Origin of the sequence: Streptomyces violaceus (genome assembly GCF_036014075.1) — a bacterium.
Taxonomy (GTDB): domain Bacteria; phylum Actinomycetota; class Actinomycetes; order Streptomycetales; family Streptomycetaceae; genus Streptomyces; species Streptomyces violaceus.
In genome coordinates, this window is sequence record NZ_CP107911.1 from 8,311,894 (window position 1) to 8,333,762 (window position 21,869).

The 21,869-nt window shown below is 71.1% G+C and carries 21 protein-coding genes; 9 read left to right on the forward strand and 12 right to left on the reverse strand.

All coding sequences use genetic code 11. The features are described from left to right. Positions 1–59 precede the first annotated feature (59 nt). Both OG542_RS37460 and OG542_RS37465 read right to left on the reverse strand, forming a co-directional pair. Positions 60–338, reverse strand: coding sequence for a sigma factor (locus OG542_RS37460; RefSeq protein ID WP_408057824.1), 279 nt, complete (start codon positions 336–338; stop codon positions 60–62). A gap of 70 nt (positions 339–408) precedes the next feature. Continuing rightward, positions 409–2,088: an NAD-dependent malic enzyme gene (locus OG542_RS37465; RefSeq protein ID WP_328416882.1), complete on the reverse strand. Its 1,680-nt coding sequence runs from the start codon at positions 2,086–2,088 to the stop codon at positions 409–411. Between the two features lie 119 nt (positions 2,089–2,207). Here OG542_RS37465 and OG542_RS37470 point away from each other — a divergent pair, with 119 nt between their 5' ends. The 8 genes from OG542_RS37470 (at position 2,208) to hypA (ending at position 8,687) form a co-directional block, all read left to right on the forward strand. After that, a complete protein-coding gene (locus tag OG542_RS37470) occupies positions 2,208–3,740 on the forward strand; it encodes a hypothetical protein (RefSeq protein ID WP_328416884.1) in 1,533 nt (510 codons plus the stop codon). Position 3,741: 1 nt separating this feature from the next. Continuing rightward, positions 3,742–4,833, forward strand: a complete 1,092-nt coding sequence (locus tag OG542_RS37475; RefSeq protein ID WP_189725116.1) for an NADH-quinone oxidoreductase subunit B family protein — start codon at positions 3,742–3,744, stop codon at positions 4,831–4,833. 73 nt (positions 4,834–4,906) lie between these two features. Beyond that, positions 4,907–6,700 carry a nickel-dependent hydrogenase large subunit gene (locus OG542_RS37480; RefSeq protein ID WP_261677972.1) on the forward strand — a complete coding sequence of 598 codons (1,794 nt, stop codon included), beginning with the start codon at positions 4,907–4,909 and terminating at the stop codon, positions 6,698–6,700. Beyond that, the gene (locus OG542_RS37485; RefSeq protein WP_328416888.1) at positions 6,693–7,250 is read left to right on the forward strand and encodes a NifU family protein; all 558 of its coding nucleotides are present in this window, start codon (positions 6,693–6,695) and stop codon (positions 7,248–7,250) included. Before OG542_RS37480 ends, OG542_RS37485 begins: the two co-directional genes overlap by 8 nt. Further along, entirely contained in the window at positions 7,247–7,843 is a 597-nt protein-coding gene (locus tag OG542_RS37490; protein WP_328416890.1) for a DUF5947 family protein, read from the forward strand. The genes OG542_RS37485 and OG542_RS37490 overlap by 4 nt, the downstream gene beginning before the upstream one ends. Before the next feature lie 42 nt (positions 7,844–7,885). Beyond that, the gene (locus OG542_RS37495) at positions 7,886–8,092 is read left to right on the forward strand and encodes a hypothetical protein (protein ID WP_311129733.1); all 207 of its coding nucleotides are present in this window, start codon (positions 7,886–7,888) and stop codon (positions 8,090–8,092) included. Between the two features lie 34 nt (positions 8,093–8,126). After that, positions 8,127–8,324 (forward strand): hypothetical protein, encoded by a 198-nt coding sequence (locus tag OG542_RS37500; RefSeq protein ID WP_311129732.1) that lies wholly within the window; start codon positions 8,127–8,129, stop codon positions 8,322–8,324. A gap of 6 nt (positions 8,325–8,330) precedes the next feature. Beyond that, positions 8,331–8,687, forward strand: coding sequence for a hydrogenase maturation nickel metallochaperone HypA (hypA, locus tag OG542_RS37505; protein ID WP_311129731.1), 357 nt, complete (start codon positions 8,331–8,333; stop codon positions 8,685–8,687). A 48-nt stretch (positions 8,688–8,735) separates the two neighbouring features. Here hypA and hypE read toward each other — a convergent pair whose 3' ends face one another. The 10 genes from hypE to OG542_RS37555 form a co-directional block, all read right to left on the reverse strand. Beyond that, on the reverse strand, positions 8,736–9,806 hold the full coding sequence (hypE, locus tag OG542_RS37510; RefSeq protein WP_308429182.1) for a hydrogenase expression/formation protein HypE: 1,071 nt from the start codon (positions 9,804–9,806) through the stop codon (positions 8,736–8,738). Next, positions 9,799–10,932 carry a hydrogenase formation protein HypD gene (hypD, locus tag OG542_RS37515; protein ID WP_311129729.1) on the reverse strand — a complete coding sequence of 378 codons (1,134 nt, stop codon included), beginning with the start codon at positions 10,930–10,932 and terminating at the stop codon, positions 9,799–9,801. The genes hypE and hypD overlap by 8 nt, the downstream gene beginning before the upstream one ends. Next, complete coding sequence (locus OG542_RS37520) at positions 10,929–11,210, reverse strand: HypC/HybG/HupF family hydrogenase formation chaperone (RefSeq protein ID WP_184595505.1); 282 nt, start codon at positions 11,208–11,210, stop codon at positions 10,929–10,931. Before OG542_RS37520 ends, hypD begins: the two co-directional genes overlap by 4 nt. Before the next feature lie 3 nt (positions 11,211–11,213). Continuing rightward, positions 11,214–13,538 carry a carbamoyltransferase HypF gene (gene hypF / locus OG542_RS37525; protein WP_328416893.1) on the reverse strand — a complete coding sequence of 775 codons (2,325 nt, stop codon included), beginning with the start codon at positions 13,536–13,538 and terminating at the stop codon, positions 11,214–11,216. Continuing rightward, positions 13,535–14,278: a hydrogenase nickel incorporation protein HypB gene (gene hypB / locus OG542_RS37530; protein ID WP_328416894.1), complete on the reverse strand. Its 744-nt coding sequence runs from the start codon at positions 14,276–14,278 to the stop codon at positions 13,535–13,537. The genes hypF and hypB overlap by 4 nt, the downstream gene beginning before the upstream one ends. 48 nt (positions 14,279–14,326) lie before the next feature. After that, complete coding sequence (locus tag OG542_RS37535; protein WP_328416896.1) at positions 14,327–14,914, reverse strand: hydrogenase maturation protease; 588 nt, start codon at positions 14,912–14,914, stop codon at positions 14,327–14,329. Beyond that, entirely contained in the window at positions 14,911–16,647 is a 1,737-nt protein-coding gene (locus OG542_RS37540) for a hydrogenase maturation protein (protein ID WP_328416898.1), read from the reverse strand. The genes OG542_RS37535 and OG542_RS37540 overlap by 4 nt, the downstream gene beginning before the upstream one ends. Positions 16,648–16,727: 80 nt before the next feature. Continuing rightward, complete coding sequence (locus OG542_RS37545) at positions 16,728–18,215, reverse strand: family 43 glycosylhydrolase (RefSeq protein WP_328416900.1); 1,488 nt, start codon at positions 18,213–18,215, stop codon at positions 16,728–16,730. Then, the gene (locus tag OG542_RS37550; RefSeq protein WP_328416902.1) at positions 18,212–19,258 is read right to left on the reverse strand and encodes a discoidin domain-containing protein; all 1,047 of its coding nucleotides are present in this window, start codon (positions 19,256–19,258) and stop codon (positions 18,212–18,214) included. Before OG542_RS37550 ends, OG542_RS37545 begins: the two co-directional genes overlap by 4 nt. Next, positions 19,255–21,471, reverse strand: coding sequence for an MGH1-like glycoside hydrolase domain-containing protein (locus tag OG542_RS37555; RefSeq protein WP_328416904.1), 2,217 nt, complete (start codon positions 21,469–21,471; stop codon positions 19,255–19,257). Before OG542_RS37555 ends, OG542_RS37550 begins: the two co-directional genes overlap by 4 nt. 135 nt (positions 21,472–21,606) lie before the next feature. Here OG542_RS37555 and OG542_RS37560 point away from each other — a divergent pair, with 135 nt between their 5' ends. After that, positions 21,607–21,765, forward strand: a complete 159-nt coding sequence (locus OG542_RS37560) for a beta-xylosidase family glycoside hydrolase (RefSeq protein WP_328416906.1) — start codon at positions 21,607–21,609, stop codon at positions 21,763–21,765. Positions 21,766–21,869 lie beyond the last annotated feature (104 nt).

Here is a 21,869-nt window from a genome sequence, read left to right on the forward strand (position 1 = left end):
ATGGAGTCCAGCTGTTCCGCTGCCGGGCGCAGGGCCCACAGGCCGCCATCGGGCGGCTCCTACAGCAGCGGAACGGCCCGGTGCTGCGCCGTGCCGACCGGGCCACGTTGATCGCCGGACGGGTGGTGATCTTCGCCAGGAACGCCCTGTGATCCAGCACCGCGCTCCGGTCGGCGTGTCGGGGGCCGCCGGCGCACCCACACGTCCTGCACCACGCCCTCGGCCTCGGCCACGCTGCCCAGGACGCGGTAGGCGATACCGAACAGCCGCGGACGCAAGCGCTCGAAGACGTCCGCCGTCGCGTCCAGCGCGTCGTCGAGGGGCTGCGGCCGGTCCACGCTGCCGATGCCTCCGGGGCCGACCGTCGTGTCTCCGACAGTACGGCGCCCGGAGTGCTCGGATACGTTCCTAGTCCTCGTAACGGGGTGTCCACTGCGCCTGCGCGACCGCCTTGCGCAGCTCCTCCTCCGTCGCCCGCGGGGCCACCCCGTCCTCGACGGCGGCGAGGGCCGCGGCCAGGGCGATCTCGCGGGCGGAATCCCGCATCCCGGTCAGGGGCGGCAGCAGCGGCACGGGCCCGTCGTCGCCGTCCGCCGCCCGTACCGCGCACTCGGCGACGGCACGGGCGGCGGCCACCAGCATGTGGTCGGTGACGCGCGTGGCGCGGCTCGCGGTCACCGCGAGCCCCATGGCCGGGAAGACGTACACGTTGTTCGACTGCGCCACCGGCACCTCGCGCCCGTCCACCGTCAGCGGCGGGAAAGGCGAGCCGGTGGCGATCAGCGCCCGGCCGTCGGTCCAGCGGGTGAGGTCCGCCGGGTCGGCCTCGGAGTGGGAGGTGGGGTTGGACAACGGGAAGACGACGGGCCGTTCGCAGGTCGAGGCCATCTGCCGCACGATCTCCTCGGTGAACGCGCCATGAGCCGTCGACAGCCCGATGAGCGCCGTCGGCTCGACGCGGCGCACCACCTCGGCGAGCCCGGTACCGTCCCAGCCGGCCACCTCGCTGTTGTCGCGGGCGAACCTCCGCTGCTGCGGCGTCAGTTCGCCGCGGGAGCGCACCAGCAGGCCGTCGACGTCGAGGATCCAGAACCGTGCCGTCGCCTCGTCCTCCGGCAGCCCCTCGTCGACCATGGCCGTGCGGATCATGTCGGCGACGCCGATGGCCGCCGACCCCGCGCCCAGGATCACCAGCCGCTGATCGGGCAGCGGGGTGCCCGCCACGTTCGCCGCGGTGGACAGGGCGCCGAGCGTGACGGCCGCGGTGCCCTGGATGTCGTCGTTGAACGTGAGCAGCCGGTCGCGGTAGCGGGCCAGGATCGGATGGGCGTGGGCGGTGGCGAAGTCCTCCCACTGGAGCAGCGTCCCGGGCAGCTCCGCCTCGACCGCCGACACGAAGGCCTCGATCATCTCGTCGTACTCGGCGCCCGTCAGCCTGCGGTCACGCCGGCCCAGGTAGCGCGGGTTGTCCAGCAGGGCCTCGTTGTCCGTGCCGACGTCCAGCAGGATCGGCAGCGTACGGGCGGGGTGGATGCCGCCGATCGCCGTGTAGAGGCTGAGCTTGCCGATCGGGATGCCCATGCCGCCGACGCCCTGGTCGCCCAGTCCCAGGATGCGCTGTCCGTCGGTGACCACGATGACGTCCACGTCGTGGTCCGGGTACGGGCGGTTGCGCAGGATGTCCCGGAAGCGGTGCCGGTCCTCCCAGCTCAGGAACAGCCCGCGCGGCCGTCGGTAGATCTCGCTGAAACGCTGACAGGCCTCACCCACCGTCGGCGTGTAGACGACGGGCAGCAGCTCCTCCAGGTACTCGGTGACCAGACGGTAGAAGAGCACCTCGTTGGTGTCCTGCAACTGCCGCAGGTAGATGTGCCGGTTGAGGGGCTTGTCGTAGCCGTGGAACGCCTCGTAGGCGCGGGCGACCTGCTCGTCGAGGGTCTCCACAGCGGGCGGCAGCAGCCCGTCTAGCCCGAGCTTCGCGCGCTCTTGCCGGCTGAAGGCGGTGCCCTTGTTGACCAGCGGGTCGGCCAGGGTCGTGACGGCGGGGCTCGTGGTCGTGCGGGGGTGGTGATTCATGGGCTGGTCCATGAGGTGACGACTTCCCCACCCCGAACGGCCCAACCGAATGGGCCGGAGGAGGCGGGGGTGAGTGAGCGATGTGACCGTGGTGGAAGGGATGCGTGTGCACACACGGACGAGGAGGCGCGATGGCGGAGGGACTGGTCGAGGGCGGCAGCGAGTGCGCTGCCACGACGGGCTCGGCGGAACAGCCGCCGGAACGGTCCCCGGGCGCCTTCGAGCAGCTGAGCGCCGTCGCCGACGCCGTCCTCTACGAGGGCTACCTCCTCTACCCCTACCGCCGGTCCTCGGCCAAGAACCGCGTCCGATGGCAGTTCGGGGTGCTGTTCCCCCAGGACTGGGTGGAGTCGGACGGCCCCGTCGTCCCCGGCGTGTCGGGCTCCGCCGACTCCTGGTACCAGCAGACCGAGTGCCTCCTGCGGATCCGGCGGCCCGGCGACGCCTCCGTCCGCGTGCGGGTCCGCTACCTGCAGATGCAGCGCAAGCAGGTGGAGGACACCGGTCACCGTCCCGTCGCGTCGCTGCGCACCGACGACGGCACGGTGCATCTGACCTTCGACGAGGCGGTACCGCGTGCCTGCGAGGTCGTGGTCCCCCTCGACGAACTCCTCGACACGGGACGCACCGTTCCCGTGGGAGCGGCGGCCGGCGTGGACGTCGAACCGCTGCCCGCGGGCGGGCGGGTGGTACGGAACCGCGACGAGGTACGGGCCGAGACCACCGTCACCGCCGAGCGCCTCACCGACGACCTCTGCCGGCTTCGCGTCCGGACGGCCAACACCGGGCCAGCACCGGCATCAGGGACCGCGCGTGACGAGGCCCTGCGCCGCGCCCTCATCGCCACCCACACCCTCATCGGCGGCGACGGGGTGGAGTTCGTCTCGCTGACCGACCCGCCGACGGACCTGGCAGCACCCGCGCGCTCGTGCCGCAACGAGTTCACCTTCCCCGTCCTCGGCGGCGCGGCCGAGGACGCCGGGCACCTCCTGCTGTCCGCGCCGATCATCCTGCCCGACCACCCTCAAGTCGCCCCCGAAAGCCCGGGCGACCTGCACGACGCCGGGGAGATCGACGAGATCCTCACGCTGCGCACGATGCTGCTGACCGACGAGGAGAAGCGCGAGGCGCGGGCCACCGACCCGAGGGCGGCCGCGATCCTCGACCGGGTCGACACCATGCCGCAGGAGGTCTTCGAACGGCTGCACGGCGCCATCCGCTCCCTGGCACCGGTCACCCCGGCGACCGCTCCGGCAACCGCCGAACGCCCCGCCTGGTGGCAGGAGGGCGCCGACGGCGGTCTCTCGCCGACCACCGACACCGTGCTCGTCGACGGCGTGCCCCTCGGCGGCGGCAGCCGCGTCCGGCTCCGCCCCCGCGGACGGGGCGCCGACGCCCAGGACATGTTCCTGGCCGGCCGGACCGCCGAGGTCGCCGCCGTCTTCCACGACGTGGACGGCAGCGTGCACCTGGCCGTCACCCTCGACGACGACCCCGCGTCCGAACTGCACACCTGGTACGGGCGCTTCCACTACTTCCGGCCCGACGAGCTCGAACCACTCGAGCCCGCCGGAACCCCGGACGAGCCGTCGGCACCGGCTCCCGTCGCGGCGAAGGCGCCGCTGACGACCGACTCCGAGACCCCCGCAGCGGAGGCCGAGTGACATGACAACGAACAGCAGTACAGCCGAGGTCAGCAAGGAACCCGATCGCGCCGAGGACCGTCAGGGCTTCGACGAGATCACCATCCTCTGGATCTCCGAGGGCATGAGCTGCGACGGCGACACCGTCTCGCTGACCGCCGCCGACCAGCCCTCCATCGAGGACCTGGTGCTCGGTCTGATCCCGGGCCTGCCGAAGGTGAACCTGGTCAACAAGGTGCTCTCCCCGAGCCTGGGCGGCGAGGACTTCCTCGCTCCCTACCGGGCCGCCGTACGCGGCGAACTGGCCCCGTTCATCCTCGTCATCGAGGGCTCGGTCCCCAACCAGAACATCATCGAGGGCGACGGCTACTGGACGTCCTTCGGCAACGACCCGGAGACCGGCGAACCGCAGCCCCTGAACTGGTGGATCGACCAGCTGGCCCCCAAGGCCTGGGCGGTGGTGGCCGCCGGCACCTGTGCCACCTTCGGCGGCATCCACGCCATGTCCGGCAACCCCACCGGCTGCATGGGGCTCGCCGACTACCTGGGCTGGGACTACACCTCGCAGGGCGGGCTGCCCATCGTCAACGTGCCCGGCTGTCCCATCCAGCCCGAGAACTTCATGGAGACCCTGGTCTGGGTCCTCTACCACGCGGCCGGTTCCGCACCCCCGCCTCCGCTGGACCACATGCTGCGCCCGCAGTGGCTGTTCGGGAAGACGGTCCACGAGGGCTGCGACCGCGGCTCGTACTACGAGCAGGCCAGCTTCGCCAAGGACTACAACTCGCCCAAGTGCCTGGTCAAAACAGGCTGTTGGGGTCCGGTCGTGAACTGTAACGTGCCCAAGCGCGGCTGGATGGCCGGCATCGGCGGCTGCCCGAACGTCGGCGGCATCTGCATCGGATGCACGATGCCCGGCTTCCCCGACGCGTTCATGCCGTTCATGGACGAGCCCCCGGGCGGAACCCTGTCGTCCCTGGCCATCAAGCCCTACGGGGCCGTCATCCGCCGGCTGCGCGGCGTGACGAACGAACTGGTCAACCACGAGCCCAGGTGGCGCCACAACAAGCGCAAGCTGACCAGCGGCTACGACCCGCGCTGGCGGCCCTCGTGACGCGCGCCGCGCGCCCGGGCGCGCACCCCACCACCACTCATCGGAACACCTACAGCGAGGGGCAGTACCGCAGATGACCACCACCGAGGCCCGGCCCACGGAGCGCAAGCCGCCACAACTCGTGGACATGTCCTGGGATCCGATCACCCGGATCATCGGGAACCTGGGCATCTACACGAAGATCGACTTCGCCAACCGGGAAGTCGTCGAATGCCACAGCACCTCGTCGCTGTTCCGCGGCTACTCGGTGTTCATGAAGGGCAAGGACCCGCGCGACGCGGGCTTCATCACGTCCCGGATCTGCGGCATCTGCGGCGACAACCACACCACCTGCTCCGACTACGCCCAGCAGATGGCCTACGGCGTCAAGCCGCCCCCGCTGGCCGAGCACATCGTCAACCTCGGCGAAGCGGCCGAGTACATGTTCGACCACACGATCTTCCAGGACAACCTGGTCTTCGTGGACTTCTGCGAGGCGATGGTCAAGGCCACCAACCCCGGCCTGCTGGCCCGCGCCGAACGCACCGACGCGCCCCGCGGCGAGATCCACGGCTACCGCACCATCGCCGACATCATGAAGGCCTTCAACCCCTTCGAGGGCGAGGTCTACAAGGAGGCCCTGAAGGTCAGCCGGGTCACCCGCGAGATGTTCTGCCTGATGGAGGGGCGGCACGTCCACCCGTCCACGCTGTACCCGGGCGGTGTCGGCACGATGCCGCAGCCGACCGTCTTCACCGACTACCTCAGCCGGCTCATGCGGGTCATCGACTTCGTGAAGAAGGCCGTCGCCATGAACGACGACGTCTTCGACTTCTTCTACGAGGCGCTGCCCGGCTACGAGGAGGTCGGCCGCCGCCGCGTCCTGCTGGGCTGCTGGGGCGCCTTCCAGAACCCCCAGACCGTCGACTACCGCTACGAGACGATGAACTCCTGGGGCAAGGACATGTACGTCACCCCCGGCATCATCGTCGACGGCGAGCTGGTCACCAACAACCTCGTCGACATCAACCTCGGCCTGCGCATCATGCTGGGCAGCTCGTACTACGAGGACTGGGTGAACGAATCGCCCTTCGTCACGCACGACCCGCTCGGCAACCCCGTCGACATGCGCCACCCGTGGAACCAGACCACGGTCCCGGTACCGCAGAAGCGCGACTTCGACGACAAGTACAGCTGGGTGATGAGCCCGCGCTGGTTCGACAAGCGAACCGACCAGCACCTCGCCCTCGACACCGGCGGCGGCCCGCTCGCCCGGCTGTGGTCGACCGCGCTGAGCGGCATCGTCGACACCCCGTACGTCAAGGCCACCGGCCACAGCGTGCGCATCTCGCTGCCCAAGGGCGAGTCGCTGCCGGAGACCACCCTGGAGTGGCGCATCCCGCAGTGGAGCAACACCATCGAACGCGACCGCGCCCGGCCGTACTTCGTCGCCTACGCGGCCGCCATGGCCCTGCAGTTCATCGAAGAGGCCATGGGGATGGTGCGCGCGGGCGAGACCAAGGTGTTCGAGAACTACGAGGTGCCCGACGAGGCGATCGGCTGCGGCTTCCACGAGGCGGTGCGCGGCGTCCTCTCCCACCACCTGGTGATCAAGGACAAGAAGATCGCCAACTACCACCCGTACCCGCCCACTCCGTGGAACGCCAGCCCTCGCGACATCTACGGCACCCCCGGCCCGTACGAGGACGCCGTCCAGGGCCAGCCCATCTTCGAGGAGAACGGGCCGGACGACTTCAAGGGCGTCGACATCATGCGCACGGTCCGCAGCTTCGACCCCTGTCTGCCCTGCGGTGTGCACATGTACGTCGGCAAGGGCAAGACGCTCACCACCCTGCACTCGCCGACCTACGGGGCGAACCGTGGCTGAGGCCGCCGGCGCACGACTGGCCGACCCGGACGTCGAGGCCCGGCTCGCCCGGCTCGACGGCCTGCTGGAAGGCCTGGAGTCCGCGCCCGGCCCCACCACCCGCTCCGCCACCGAGGCGGTCGCCATCCTGACCGAGGTCTACGGCGAGGCGCTGGCCCGCGTCATGGACCACGCGGACGGGCCGCTGGCCGAGAACCTGGCCGGCGACGAGCTGCTGGGCCATCTGCTGGTCCTGCACGACATCCATCCCGAGCCCGCCGAGCGCCGGGCGGCCCGCGCGGTCGAGCGGCTGCGGCCCGCCGTCCAGGAGCGCGGCGGGGACGTGGAGTGGGCCGGCGTGGAGGGGCAGGTCGCCCGGGTGCGCCTGACGGCGGGCGGCGGCTGCGGCTCCGGCTGCGGTGGCGGTGGCGGCACATCCGAGGTCACCGACGCGGTCAGTGCGGCGGTCCTCGCCGTGGCTCCCGAGCTGACGGCGGTGGAACCACTGCCGAGCACGCCGGCCCCCGCGTTCGTACCGCTGACGACCCTGAGACACCGGGACGCACGGTGACCACCGACGGGGCACTGGCACGCCTCATCCGCTCCTCGGCCGACCGTACGGCGGCGGCCGAGAGGGAGGTGTGCGACCTGTGCGCCGCGCCTCTCGCCGAGGAGCACGCCCATCTCCACGACAGCGGGCAGGACGAGGTGCGCTGCGCCTGCCGCCCCTGCTCGGTGCTGTTCGCCGAGGCCGGGGCGGGGGACGGCCAGTACCGGCTCGTGCCCCGGCGCCGGGTCCGGCTGCCGCATGTCGACACGGCGGTGCTGGGCGTACCGGTCGGCCTGGTCTTCTTCGTGCCCCGGGCGGACGGCACCGTCACCGCGCAGGGCCCGAGCCCGGCGGGGGCCATGCGGTGGGAGGTGGAGGCGGCGGCCTGGCAGGAACTAACCGGCACGGTTCCGCAGCTCGCCACCGTGGAACCCGAGGTGGAGGCCCTGCTGGTGAACACCGTCCACGGTCTCGATCACCACTGGATCGTGCCGGTCGACGACTGCTACCGGATGGTCGCCGTCGTACGCCGGGAGTGGCGCGGCCTGTCCGGCGGCGGACGGGTCTGGCCTGCCGTCGAACGGTTCTTCGAGGACCTCACCGAGCGGCCATGAGCACGCACTCCGCAGGTCGGAGGCGAGGAAGGAGAGCACACCATGGGCAGCATCAGAGTGGGCCGGCCCCAGGCCAGGCCCGACACCCCCGGGCACGTCGCCGGCCTGCACCAGGGCAACAAGGGACGGTACGCGCAGCAGAAGGGGCACCACGCGGACGGCACCGCCGACGCGCGCCGCTCCACGGGGATCCACTGGAAGCGGCATGACGCCCTCGTGGAGAGCATGCCGAACATCTCGCCGGGATGAGAGCCGTTCTCGGACAGAGCAGGGAGTCGCCGCAATGAAGGTCAAACGAGTACGCAGACCCGTCGCCCGCAGGCGCGGCGGGATGAGCGGACAGCGGGTGCTGAAGGCCGAGGCCGTCCTGGTGGGCGGCGTGGCGCTGGCCATGCTGTGCTGGGAGTGGCCCAGCCTGAGGCGGGAGATGCGGATCTGGCGGATGTCCGGCGGTTTCCGCGCGGGCAACCGCTATCCGTGATCGGACGTGCACGAGCTGTCGATCGCGACCGCGATCATCGAGCGGGCCGACGAGCTGGCCCGGGCGGACGGGACGGACGCCGTCTCGACGGTGACCGTCCGGGTTGGCGAGCTGGCGGGCGTCGTCCCCGACGCCCTCGGTTTCGCCTTCGAGGTGGCCCGCGACGGCACCGCCCTCGCCGGGGCCAGGCTCGTGGTCGAGCAGGTCCCCGCGCAGGCCTGGTGCGGCCCGTGCGCCGAGGAGTTCCCGGTGGGCATGCCGCCGTTCTTCTGGTGCCCGCGCTGTGACCAGCCCTCCAACGACCTGCGCTGCGGCCGGGAGCTGGAGATCACGGGCATCGAGCCGTTACCGGCCTCCGCATAGCGCGAGGGGCCCCGCCGACACCTTCGGCGGGGCCCCTCGCATGCCCGGTCAGCAGATGCGTGGCAACTGCTCGCCGAGCGGCAGATCCACTACCCGGGTTCCGCCGAGGCCGGTGGCGACCACGACCATCCCCGGGTGATCGGCGACGCACTCGCCGATCAGGGTGGCCCCGGCGCCCTGCGGATGGGCACGCATCGCCGCGAGCACCTCGTCCGCCGCCGACGGGGGCACGAAGGCGACCAGCCGGCCCTCGTTGGCGACGTACAGAGGATCGAGGCCGAGGAAGCCGCAGGCGTTCACCACGGCGTCCGGCACCGGAACGGCCCGCTCCTGAAGCCGGACCCCGGTCCCGGAAGCGCGGGCGATCTCGTTGAGGGACGCCGCCAGACCACCCCGGGTGGGGTCGCGCAGCACATGGATGTCCGGGGTGACGGCCAGCATCGCCGCCACCAGATCCGCCAGCGGCGCGGTGTCGCTGGCGACCTCGACCCCGAACTCCAACCCCTCCCGCACACTCATGATCGCCACCCCGTGCAGACCGATCGGCCCGCTGACGATCACGGCGTCACCCGGCCGCGCACGCTGAGGCCGGATGTCCACGCCGTCGGGCACGAGCCCCACCCCGGCGGTGGTGACGTACACCCCGTCGCCGTGTCCGGACTCGACGACCTTGGTGTCACCGGTGGCGATCGTGACGCCGGCCGCTTCGGCCGCGGCTCCCATGGCGCGCGCGATCCGTCCGACGACGGTCAGCTCCACGCCCTCCTCCAGTACGAAGGCGGCGGAGAGGTAGGCCGGCCTGGCACCGCTCATCGCGAGGTCGTTGACCGTGCCGTTGACCGCGAGGTCACCCAGGCTGCCGCCGGGGAAGAACAGCGGCCTGACCACATAGGAGTCGGTGGAGAACGCCAGCCGCGCGCCGCCCAGTTCGAGGACGGCGGAGTCGGCGAGACCCGCCAGGGTGGCGTTGCCGTAGGCGGGGACGAAGACCTGCTCCATCAGCTCCGCCGACAGCGCGCCTCCGCCGCCGTGCCCCATCACCACGACCGGCTGGTCGCGCAGGGGAGCGGGGCAGGTCCAGTTCGCCGGGTCGACGGTGTCGGCGAGTTGTTCAGGCAACGGGGTTCATCTCCTCTCGCTCGGCCCGCGGTGTCGCGGCGTTCATCCGGCGGTACAGGTAGTAGGCCGCGCAGGCGCCCTCGCTGGAGACCATGGTGGCGCCGAGCGGGTTGCGCGGGGTGCAGGTGGTACCGAACGCCTCGCACTCGGTCGGCTTGATCAGCCCCTGGAGCACCTCGCCGCTGCGGCACTCGGCGGGCTCCTCGGTGCGGATGCCCGTGACGTCGAAGCGGTGCTCGGCGTCGTACGAGCGGAAGGCGTCGGTCAGCCGCCAGCCGCTCAGCGGGATCGGCCCGATGCCGCGCCAGTTCCGGTCGGTGACCTCGAACACCTCCTCGATCATGCGCACCGCGGCCGGATTGCCCTCCTCGCGCACGGCACGCGGATACGCGTTCTCCACGCGGTGCTCACCGCGCTCCAGCTGCCGGACCGCCAGGCGGATGCCCTCCAGGATGTCCAGCGGCTCGAAGCCGGTCACCACCATCGGCACGCGGAACCGCTCGGCCAGCTCCGGGTACTCCGCCATTCCCATCACGCTGCACACGTGCCCGGCTGCCAGAAAACCCTGCACCCGGCAGGCGGGCGCCGTCATGATCGCCTCGACGGCCGGGGGCACCCGCACATGCGAGACCAGAAGGCTGAAGTTGGTCAGGCCGAGGCGCCTCGCCTGGTGCACGGCCATCGCGTTGGCGGGGGCCGTGGTCTCGAAGCCGATCGCGAAGAACACCACCTCCCGGTCCGGGTGGCGGCGGGCCAGTTCCAGGGCGTCGAGCGGCGAGTAGACCACCCGTACGTCGCCGCCTTCGCCCTTGACCCGGAACAGGTCGCGGTCGGTGCCCGGCACGCGGAGCATGTCGCCGAAGGAGCAGAAGATCACTCCGGGCCGCGAGGCGATCTCCAGTGCCTTGTCGATGACCTCCAGCGGAGTGACACAGACGGGGCAGCCGGGGCCGTGGATCAACTCCACCTGCTCGGGCAACAGTTGGTCGATCCCGTGCCGGATGATCGAGTGGGTCTGCCCGCCGCACACCTCCATCAGGGCCCACGGCCGGGTGGCGGTGGAGCGGATCTCGTCCAGCAGCCGCCGGGCCAGATCGGGGTCGTTGAACTCGTCGATGTACTTCACGCTGTTCCCGCCTCCTTCGCCGCCTGCTCCCAGGCGTCCCCGAACTCCTCTTCCAGCAGCCCCAGTTCCTCGAAGAGCTTCAGCGAGGCCAGGGCCGACTCCTCGTCCAGGCGCTGGAGCGCGAAACCGACGTGCACGATGACGTACTCACCCACCCGCACATCGGACACGTACTCCAGGCACGCCTGCTTCTGCACTCCGCCGAAATCGATCAGCCCGGTGAGCGGATCCGCGCTGTCGTCGATGGCCACGACCTTGCCGGGCACTGCCAAACACATGGGTCACTCCTCCTGTCGTAGGTGCGCCGCGACCACCAGCTGGCCGAGGGCCAACCCGCCGTCGTTCGGCGGGACTTCGCCGTGGCGGAGCACCGCGAAGCTGTCTTCGGACAGCAGCCGCGCGCACTCCTCCTCCAGCAGCGCGTTGGCGAAGACCCCGCCGCTGAGGGCGACGGCGGCCAGGCCGGTGTCCTGACGCGCACGCCGGCAGATCTCCGCGACGGCCCTCGCCACCGCACGGTGGAAGCGAGCGGCGAGCAGGGGGACCGGGGTGCCGCGCCGCAGATCGGCGACGAGTGCGTTCAGCACGGGTGCCGGGTCGTACGTACCGGCGGTGAAGCCGAAGTCGTAGGCCGAGGTGCCCTCGCCCCAGGCCGAAGCGGCGGCGGCCTCCAGCTCCAGGGCGGCCTGGGCCTCGTACCCCGCGCGATGGCACACGCCCACCAGGGACGACACGGCGTCGAAGAGCCGGCCCATGCTGGAGGTCGCCACACAGGCCACCCCTCGCGTCAACTGCTGTTTGACAACGGCCAGTTCGCCGGCCGCGCAGGCAGTCACACTGGGCAGATCCGCGTCCCACGCCAGACCCGCCGCCCACAGCCGGGCCAGGGCCAGGCGGCACGGGTTGGCCACGCCCGCGTCCCCGCCGGGCAGCGGGGCGGGGGCCAGATGGGCGAAGCGCCGGTAGCCGGTGTAGTCGGCGAGCAGGATCTCGCCGCCCCAGACGGTCCCGTCGTCGCCGTAGCCGGTGCCGTCGAAGGCGACGCCGATCACGGGTGCGGTGCCGTCGAGACCGTGCTGGGCCATCGCCGAGGCGATGTGCGCGTGGTGGTGCTGGACGAAGACGGGTGCGAGCCGGTGGGCCCGTCGACGAGCCCACCGCGCGGAGTGGTATCCCGGGTGCCGGTCGGCGGCGACGAGCTCGGGATCGACGCCGGTCAGGGACCGCATGTGCGCCTCGGCCCGCCGGGCCGCCTCCAGGGTGGCCAGATCGCCCATGTCGCCGATGTGCGGGCCGAACCAGGCATGGTCGCCCTCGCCCAGGCACAGGGCGTTCTTCAGGTCCCCGCCCACGGCGAGCGTCGGCCGCACCGGGACCGGCAGCCGCAGCGGGCGGGGCACGTACCCCCGGGACCGGCGCAGCACCTGCTCGGTGCCGTCGGGGCGGACCCGCAGCAGCGAGTCGTCACACGGCGAGGAGACGGGCCGGTCGTGGGCGAGCCAGGCATCGGCCAGACCGGCCAGCCGGGTCAGTGCCTCGTCGTCGTCCGTGACGATCGGTTCGCCGGAGCGGTTGCCGCTCGTCATGACCAGTACGCGCGAGCCCGGCGGATCGCCGGGCAGGCCGAACAGCAGGGTGTGCACGGGTGTGTAGGGCAGCATGACGCCGAGGTGCGGGCTGCCGGGACAGACGCCGGGCGCGAGGCCTGCCTGCTCCGCTCGCCGCCGCAGCAGGACGATGGGGCGCCGGGCACTGGTGAGGGCGGCCAGTTCAGCCGCGGAGGGGTCGGCGATCCGCCGTACGGCGCCGAGGTCCGCGCACATCACCGCGAACGGTTTACCGCCGCGCGCCTTGCGGGTGCGCAGCGTCTCGACGGCCCGTGCGTCGGTGGCGTCGCACGCCAGGTGGTAGCCGCCGAGGCCCTTGACGGCGACGATCCGCCCGGCGGTCAGCAGCGCCCGCGCCGCGGCCAGGGCGTCGGCGTCCCGCGCCGGGCGGACACCGCTCCCGTCGGCGGGCACCAGGCGCAGCCGGGGGCCGCAGTCGGGGCAGGCCACGGGCTGGGCGTGGAAGCGCCGGTCGCCGGGATCGCCGTACTCCCGGCCGCAGTCGGCACACATCGGGAAACCGGCCATGGTCGTGACCGCCCGGTCGTACGGCATGTCCGTGGCGATGGTGAAGCGGGGCCCGCAATGGGTGCACGTGACGAACGGGTGCCGGTGCCGGCGGTCGGCCGGATCGGCCAGTTCCCGCAGGCAGTCGGGGCAGGTCGCGGTGTCGGGCGGGAGGAGGGTGCGGCCGGGGGAGCGGTCGGTGGAACGGATGCTGAAGGTGTCGTCGGCGCCGCTGACGGGCAGGTCCTCGAACCCGACGCCGGTGACCGTGGCCAACGGCGGCGGCTCCTGGGCCAGCCGGTCGCAGAAGTCGGCGATACCCTGCGGCGGTCCCTCCACCTCGATGAGGACGCCGCTCGCCGTGTTGCTCACGAACCCGGCGAGCGCGAGATCGGTGGCCAGGCGGTGCACGAAGGGGCGGAACCCCACGCCCTGCACCGTGCCGCGCACGGTGACGCGGCGGCGCACCGCCTGAGTGGCGGGCGCCGTCACGAGACGAGGCCGGCTTCGGTGCCCTCGTGGGAGTGGGTGTGGGTGTGCGGGCGGGGCGCCAGGGGAGGCCGGTGGACAGGGGCGCCGTCCCGAACGGCGAGCACCCGCTCCAGGAGGGTGTCGACACCGTCGTCGGTCCGGGCGCAGGAGAACTGGAGCTCCACCCCGGGGTTGACCCGCTGGACGTTGGCGGCGAAGGCGGCCTGGTCGAACCCGGCGGGCCCGGCCAGATCGACCTTGGTGAGCACCACCAGATGGGCGGACCCGAAGGCGGTGGGGTACTTGAGCGGCTTGTCCTCGCCCTCCGTCACCGCCATGAGCACGATCCGCAGGCTCTCGCCGAGGTCGTAGGAGGCCGGGCAGACGAGGTTGCCGACGTTCTCGACGAACAGCAGCGAGGTGCCCTCGGGCAGCCAGCTCTCCACATGGCCGCGCAGCTGCCGCGCCTCCAGGTGGCACAGCCCGTCCGTCAGCAACTGCTTCACCGGGGCTCCCGACCGGGCGAGCCGGTGGGCGTCGTTCTCGGTGGCCAGATCGGCGGTGAGCGCGGCCACCGGAAGACCCCGCTCCACCGCCCTGGCCAGCACCCGCCCGAGCAGTTCCGTCTTTCCGCTGCCCGGGCTGGACAGCAGGTTGACCACGCTCACGCCACGCCGGGCCAGCTCCTCGCGCAGGCCCGCGGCCAGGGAGTCGTTCTTCGCCAGGACGGCCTGGGTGACCTCGTCCACGGAATCGCACATGGGCCGCTCCTCGCGGTCGGTAAGGACATCGGTAGGGAAATCGGTCCGCTACCGATCCTCCGCGCCGCCGCTCACCGTGCCCGGCAGCCCGGCCGACGACAGGGCGGCGGATTCGTCCGGGCGGCTCAACGCAGGCGTGGCAGCCGGGTCGGCGAGCAGCACCGGAACCATGGTGTGCAGTGCCGCGACGGCCCGCCCGACCGCCTCGCGCACCGTCGCGCTGATGCCCGGCGCGATGTCCTCGTCGGCGGGTGCCCGCAGCTCGGGCTCGCAGGCGAGGACGAGGACACGCGGCAGTGGCTCGTCGCCCAGGTGGGCGGCCAGGGCGAGGACCTTCGCCGGGTCCATGCCGTGCGCCTCGGGCGGCGCGCCCCCCTGAGCCTCGTCGGGCAGGTCCGGCTCGACCAGCGACAGGGTGCCCGGCTCGTGTCCCCGTACCGCCGCGTCGACCAGGACGGCCGTGTCGTAGCCGTCGAGCAGTTCGTACGCCAGATCCATCCCGCGGATGCCGAAGTCCCGCACCCGCACCTCGGGCGGCAGCGGGTTCCGCTCCAGGGCACGGATCACCTCGGGGCCGAAGGCGTCGTCCGCGAGGAAGATGTTGCCGACACCGGCGACGAGCAGCCGCGCACTCATCGCGCACCCCCCAGGGGCCTCGGGGAGCCGGTCGGGAGCTTGCGGACGAAGGCGGACCGCAGCGCGTGGTACGGGGCCTGCCGGTCGAAGAAGATGGCGCGCATGCGGGCGAGTTCGGTCCGCCGGTATTCGGCGAGGGGGCGCTGGAGCTCGTCCGCGTGACGCGCCGTGGTCTTGGTGGTGATCCTGCGTGGGAGGTCCGGGTCGTCGGCGAGTGCGGCAGCCAGTCGCCCGACCTCGGTCGTGAACTCCCCTGCCTGCGCGGGCACCAGACGATCCACCAGCCCGATCCGCGCAGCCGTCGCCGCGCTCACCGGCAACGCCTCGCTCGTCAGCCGCTCGGCCGTCTCGGCGCCCACCCGGCGCGGCAGCGAGTACGTCCAGTACTCCGAGCCGTACAGGCCCATGTTGCGGTAGTGCGGGTTGAGGACGCTGCCCGTGCGGCACCAGACCTCGTCCGCGGCCAGTGCGAGCATGACGCCGCCGGCCGCCGCGTTGCCGCCGAGCGCCGCGACCACCAGTCGGTCGGTGGTGCGCAGCACGGCCTCGACCACGTCGTTCATGGCGTTGAGGTTGGACCAGGACTCGCCGGCCGGGTCGCTCGACGCCTCGATGACATTGAGGTGGATGCCGTTGGAGAAGAAGTCGCGGGCGCCGCCGAGCACCAGCACCGATGTGGGGCGGCTGAGCGCGTACCGGTAGGCGGCCAGCAGCCTGCGGCAGTGGTTGGTGCTCATCGCCCCGCCGGGGAACGAGAAGGTCACGAAGCCGACCGGACCCTGCTGCCGGTAGCGGATGTCGGCCCAGGTGGTGCGGTCCGGGGGCAGTTCGAGCGGGGCGGCGATCTCGGGCAGCCAGTGCGGGCGTTCGCTCGAGCTCGGCATGCCATGGGATCCGGGCGGGGCCGGAAAGCCGGCGAGGACCGAGGCAGCCGGGCGGCGGAACGGCGCCGGGTCGCCGGAGCTCTTGCGGGGGCGCAGCTCCGGGATCCACACCGCGCCGTCCCGGGTGGCCCGGCAGACCGCGCCGGACCGGGTCGCGAGCAGCTCCCCGGGCTCCCCCCGCAGCCGGTCCTCGGGGTGCCCGCCGTGCAGGAACACCTCCCGGCCGCAGATCTCGTCCCGGACGCCGGGCTGCGAGTCGGCCCCGCGCAGCTTGCGCAGCACCGTCTCCGTGCTGTCCCGCTCCCAGTCGATCCGCCGCTGCTCCTGGCGGAAGAAGTCCCGCCACACCACGTTCATCCCGGGCTCGCTCTGCGGGCGCGGTTTGTACGAGCCGTCCGCGTATCGCCGCACGGCCTGGAGGACCGCGGCTGTCGCGGCGTCGGCGACCTCGTTGCGGTACACGCTGCTCTTGCCCGCCGGCGGCACGGGGAAGGACCCGTCCGCCCACACGTCGCCCGCGTCCATCGCCGCCTCGGCCTGAAGCACCGTCACGCCCCACTCGGGCGCCTCCTGGGCGATCGCCCAGTCCAGGGAGGACGGCCCCCGGTCGCCGGGTGGTCCGGGGTGCACGATCAGGCAGGTGTGCTGCTGCCACACGTCCTCCGGCAGGGCCGTCTTCAGCATCGGGGCCACGACCAGGTCCGGGCGCACCTCCTGTACGGCGACCCGGACCGCGTCGGCGCCGTGCGAGGCGAGGACGACGTCGACCCGGTGCCCCTCGTCGGACAGTTCCGCGTACACACGCTGGGACAGGCTGTTGAACGCGCTGGCGACAAGCAAGATGTCCATGACATGGCATGCTCGCCGTTCCGACGAGGGCCGAGAAGGACCACCGCGGCGTTTCGCGGCCCTCGTCCGCTTCCGGGCTATTATCCCGACGGTGCGGTCAGCGGGACGCCCAGGCCCACCGGCGTGCCGAAGTTCGGCGTCCCGTCGGCGTTCCAGGTGAACTTCTGTGCTCTGGTGGAGCGGTTCATGTCGCAGCCGCCGCTCGCGGAGCTGTTGGCGTGGTACACCATCCAGTCCTCCGTGCCGTCGGGCGACTTGAAGAAGCCGTTGTGGCCGGGGCCGTACACCCCGTTGGCGTTGGACCGCTGGAACACCGGGTTCGGTGACTTGGTCCAGGAGGAGGAGCTGAGCGGGTCGCCGCCGTTGTACGTGAGCATGCCCAGCTTGTAGTCGGGGGTGGAGCAGTGGCTGGCCGAGTAGACGATGAAGGTCTTCCCGTTCCGCTGCAGGACCTCGGCGCCCTCGTTGACCGCGCCGCCCACCGTCTCCCAGCCGTAGGTGGGAGTGGAGAGGATCCGGCGCGTGCCGCTCGCGGTCCACGGGTCGGACAGCGGCCGGATGAACATCGGCTGCGAGCCGTTGTAGAAGGTGCCGAGCAGATACAGCTTGCCGTTCAGCTGGAGGATGCCCGGGTCCAGCTCCCAGGTGTTGTCCTGGGACGGGTCGAGCAGATCGGCCTTGAAGCTGTAGGGGCCCATGGGGTCCTGGCCGGCGCTCTCCAGGACATGGATCCGCTGGGTGTCCAGGTCGAACGGCTCCCGCCCGGCCGTGTAGTAGAAGTACCACCGCTTGCCGTTCGGGCCGTCGAGCAGATGGAACTCCGGGGCCCACATCGTGCCGGCGCCATTGGGCCTGGTCAGATTGAAGATCACCTGTTCGGAGGCAGTGGCGAGGCCTCCCAGTGTGCGGGACTTGCGCATGGTGACCGTCGAGTTCCAGGTCGTGGTGGCGAGATAGTAGTAACCGTCGTGGTAGGTCAGCCAGGGGTCGGGGCCGCGCTGGGCGATCGGGTTGGCGAAGGTGTTCGGGCTCGTGCCGCCGCCGGTGAAGCCGGACAGCCGCCACACCCTGCCGTTCGCGGCGGAGCACGGCAGCTGCACCAGGCCGGTGTTCGACGCCGACGAACCTCCGCTCGGCGTCACGCACTTGCCGGAGCTCGTGGAGACCAGGTTGAAGGTCTTGTCGGCGTCGCCCACCGGCACCAGCCGCCACTGCTGGTTGGTGCCACCGTGGCAGGGCCACTGGATGACCGTGGCGTTGTCCGCGGTGGACGCACCGGAGACGTCGACGCACTGGCCGGACTGGGTGGTGATCGTGTACGTGTCACCCGAACCGGAAACCGGCGCGAAGCGGAAACTCTGGCCGGCGCCGGAGCCGCACGAGAAGGCACGCAACTGCGTCCCGTTCGTCGGTGAACCACCCGGCAGGTCCAGGCAGTTGCCACCGTTCTGGTTCACCCCCGTCGACGTGAACGCGACGGCGGCGGCAGCGGGCCGCGGCGCGGCCAGGAAGGCGACCACCATGGTGAGGACGCCGATGAGCGCGGACAGACATCTGAAACGGATCACGGTCCGTACACCTTCGCTTCGAGGAGGCCGACGGAGTTGCTGCCGTTGCTGGTGAGCTGCACACGCAGTCGTGTGGTGTTCGTCGCGGTGAACGTGACCGCGTTGTACTGGTTCTTCGCCACCGGGTAGCCGCCCGCGCCGGGCACGTCGACGTAGGCGCTGCCGTTCCAGTACTGGAGCTTCCACGAGGCGGGCATGTCGATGCCCTGGTCGTCGTCGAAGAAGTACACCTCGGCCCGGCTGACGCTCTTCGCCGACGGCCAGGTCAGCTCGGCCCACTGCTTCCCGGTCTCCGGCCAGGTGCCCCAGCGCGGGTTGACGGTGTCGTTGGACGAGGGCGGGTCGACCCCGTCGTTGACCGCGGTGACGCTCTCCCAGGAGGAGGTGTACGAGGCGGACGCCGTGGCCGACGGCGCCAGGTTGGCGGGTGGCTGGACGCCGCCCCGGTGGTGGACCTTGATCTCGGTGAGGCCCGTCTTGGCCCCGGAGGCGTGGGTGGCCAGGACCCGAATGCGCTGGGCGCTGATCGCCGGGAACCGCACCAGGTTGTAGTTGGCGCGGGGCGCGGCCGGGCTCTTGGTCTGGCCCTCGGCGTTCACCCAGGACGTGCCGTTGTGGTACTGGACCGAGTACGAGGACGGCGCCCGGTACGTCGTACTCGCGGGGCGGCTGTCCTTGAAGTACAGGCGCACCTCGTTGAGCGTCCGGGTGGTACCGAAGTTCAGCTCGTACCAGTCCTGGCTGTTCGGGGAGCCGCCCGCGCCCCAGAACGGCTCGTTGGTGGGAAGCCCGTCCACCGCGCCGGCGACGCTCCCGCCCGACCCGGTGTGGGAGGCGGACGCGGTCGCCCCGGAGGCGAGGTTGGCCGGGTCGCCGGTCAGGTCGACACCGGCCTTGGCGAGCATGTCGACCATGCGCGGGCTGTCCTGCACGACCTGGTTGGGGGCCTTGAGCCCGGGGACGGCCGTGCGGTGGGTGACCGTGCCCTTCGTGGTGACCTCGCCGGTGGCCGGGTCCCAGGTGAAGGGCACCAGGGAGCTCACGGTGGCGGCCCGGGTGCGTTGACGTAGATCGAGTAGCCCTCCGGGATGCCGGGGTAGCGCACCACGCCGTCGGCCGGGTCGTCCCAGACGACGGACAGGTCGGCGCCCCGGTAGCGCAGGTTGTTGACCGTGAAGTGGGACCAGCCGATGTCGATGGGGGAGAGCTCCACCTTCGCGTCGTTGCGCGCCCGCAGCCCGGCCACGTCCTCGATCACCGTCCAGTTGCTGCTGCCCAGGATGTTGTGGTGGATCCAGGAGCGGTAGTCGATGGAGCTGCCGTCCCAGTCGGCCCAGAACTCGTTCGCGTCCGGCCACTGGGTGTTGCCGCCGACGTACTGCGCCCAGGTGTTCCAGTACAGGAGCTTCTTGTAGTCGGTGGCCTTCGTCCAGGAGTTGGGGTAGTTGCGCAGCACCGAGGAGTACAGCCGGAACTGGACGGTGGAGTTGATGGTGGAGAAGTTGTTGGAGCCCGGCTCCCCGGCCTCGGCCGCCGCCTTCTTGTCGACCTGGTTGGCCGTGTAGAAGGGGAAGACCGGGTACTGCGCCGGGTCGTCGAACAGCCGCAGGGCCTGCTTGTACGTCGCCGTGTCGGGGACGGCGCCGACCGAGAACGGGTAGTAGTTGTTGATCTCCTTCCAGGGCACCCACTCGTCGGTCGACTTCAGCCGGTGCTCGAAGAGCTGCCGGTCGGGGTTCCACAGGACGTTGACGATGGCGTCCTTGATCTGGTTCGCCAGCGTGCGCATCTCGCTCGCCTTGGCGGTGTTGCCGGTCGCCTCGTAGGCCTGGGCGGCGGCGAGGGCGCCGCTGTACTGGTAGGCGGACTCGGCGCGGTCCATGTTTCCGGGCTTCCAGTGGAAGGAGACGGCGTCGGCGTCGTTGCCCGTCAGAGCGCCCCAGTCGTACTCGATGAGCTTGTTGTTGTCGCGGTCGTAGTGGGCGAGCTGGCCCTTGACATCGCCCTCCGCGTAGTGGGCGAGGCTGGCGGCGATGCCCGGCTGGCCGCCGTGGATCTGGTAGCTCTTCCACGCCGCCTCGGCGATGTACTGGGTGTAGCTGTTGGACCAGTTCTCCGGGTCGCCCGGGTTGTCCAGGAAGCGGCCGCCCTTGGAGGTCTGGCCGACGCTCAGCCAGTCGCCGTAGGCGTAGGACGGGTCGCGCAGGTACTTCAGGTCGTCGATGTGCATCGGCTGGGTGAGCGCGATGGCGTTGTTGTAGCCGAGGACGCCCTCGGTCGAGGTCGGGAACTGGAAGGTCTGCCCGGGGATGTCGGCGTCGAGGTGGTTGAAGCGCATCAGCCACCAGCGGTAGTAGATGTTCTTCTTGATCGCGGGCTCGGGCACGTCGATGTACGGCACGTTCTGCGCCCACCACCGGTTGTAGGCCCTGACGTGGGTGGCGAACGCGGTGGTGGGCGAGTAACCCGCGTAAGCGTCGTACTCGATCCGCGACTCGGGGATCTCGTCGGTGACGAAACCCATCACGACCTTCGCGGTCACCGTGGCACCGGCCGCGACCGTCACGGACCGGTTGAGGCCACCGTTCGAGACGGCGAATCCGTCCCCCGTGAGCCGGGGGCGGAGGGTCGTGAGGTTGTTGTAGGCGTTGACCTGCCCGGTCAGCTCGCTGCCGGTGCCCGAGGTGGCGTAGGGCGAGGTCGCCCGTAACTGGAGCGTGGTGGAGGACGAGCCGTTGTTCTTGATCGACAGATTGGTCACGGCCACGTTGTTGTCCGTGATGAACTTCGTCTGGTCGACCGTGACCGAGCCGCCGGTGTGCACGCTCTTCCAGTGGCTGGGCGTCTGCCGGCGCTGTGCGACCTGCTCGGTGAAGGTCCCCGGGGTGACCGCGACGGTGTAGGCGTTGTTGCCGTTGATGTTCTCCCAGTAGGCGACCTTGCCGCCGAAACCGAACCGGGCCGGGTCGTGCTCCTTCATGAACAGAGCGCGTCCCCGGCTCATCAGCCAGGGACCGGCCGGATCGTTGCCCGAGCGGGCCAGCAGGCGGTCCATCCAGAAGTCGGTCCCCGAACTCTCCGCGTCGTAGATCGCCCGCATCATGTCGCCCGGTGTGTGGGCGACGGGCGGGGCGGGGATCGCGGGGCCGCCGAAGCTGGGGAACCCTATGGTCTGCGCCGCCGCGGCCGGGGTGGCGGGGACGACGCAACAGACGGCGAGTACCAGTGCGGCCAGGAGGATCTGCGGTCTTCTCATCGGAGCTCCCTGTCCGGACCTGCAGAAACGGAAACGACCTAAAAGGTTTTCGCAAGGTAAGAGCGAGCTGATGAGGTGTCAATAGAGCTGTGTGATAACGGAGTTGATCGCCCGGATGAGAGATGCGTCCGGAGAGTGAGTGAACGGCGCGGTGAGAGCCCCGGAAAACCTTTCAGGTCCGCGTTGCTCGCGAACGTATTCGACATCCGGACTCTCGGCTTCACCGGCGCCTTCGCCGGTCTGTGGGCCTGGGACGTCACCGGGGGCGGGCATCACGCGGACTTCGACGGGTGAGGTACCGGGCGGGTCTTGACCTGGCCCGCTCGGCTGCGAACCTATGACTGCGCAGTCGTATCCGGACCGGGGGAGACACCTTGACTCGAGTGGGAGCACGGACC

Excerpts from the sequence above, each read along its gene's own strand:
- OG542_RS37540 (WP_328416898.1), bottom strand. The coding sequence starts at position 16,647 with ATGGACATCTTGCTTGTCGCCAGCGCGTTCAACAGCCTGTCCCAGCGT.
- OG542_RS37495 (WP_311129733.1), top strand. The coding sequence starts at position 7,886 with ATGGGCAGCATCAGAGTGGGCCGGCCCCAGGCCAGGCCCGACACCCCC.
- OG542_RS37465 (WP_328416882.1), bottom strand. The coding sequence starts at position 2,088 with ATGGACCAGCCCATGAATCACCACCCCCGCACGACCACGAGCCCCGCC.
- OG542_RS37500 (WP_311129732.1), top strand. The coding sequence starts at position 8,127 with ATGAAGGTCAAACGAGTACGCAGACCCGTCGCCCGCAGGCGCGGCGGG.
- OG542_RS37480 (WP_261677972.1), top strand. The coding sequence starts at position 4,907 with ATGACCACCACCGAGGCCCGGCCCACGGAGCGCAAGCCGCCACAACTC.
- OG542_RS37475 (WP_189725116.1), top strand. The coding sequence starts at position 3,742 with ATGACAACGAACAGCAGTACAGCCGAGGTCAGCAAGGAACCCGATCGC.
- OG542_RS37535 (WP_328416896.1), bottom strand. The coding sequence starts at position 14,914 with ATGAGTGCGCGGCTGCTCGTCGCCGGTGTCGGCAACATCTTCCTCGCG.
- OG542_RS37555 (WP_328416904.1), bottom strand. The coding sequence starts at position 21,471 with ATGAGAAGACCGCAGATCCTCCTGGCCGCACTGGTACTCGCCGTCTGT.
- OG542_RS37520 (WP_184595505.1), bottom strand. The coding sequence starts at position 11,210 with ATGTGTTTGGCAGTGCCCGGCAAGGTCGTGGCCATCGACGACAGCGCG.
- hypB (WP_328416894.1), bottom strand. The coding sequence starts at position 14,278 with ATGTGCGATTCCGTGGACGAGGTCACCCAGGCCGTCCTGGCGAAGAAC.
- OG542_RS37470 (WP_328416884.1), top strand. The coding sequence starts at position 2,208 with ATGGCGGAGGGACTGGTCGAGGGCGGCAGCGAGTGCGCTGCCACGACG.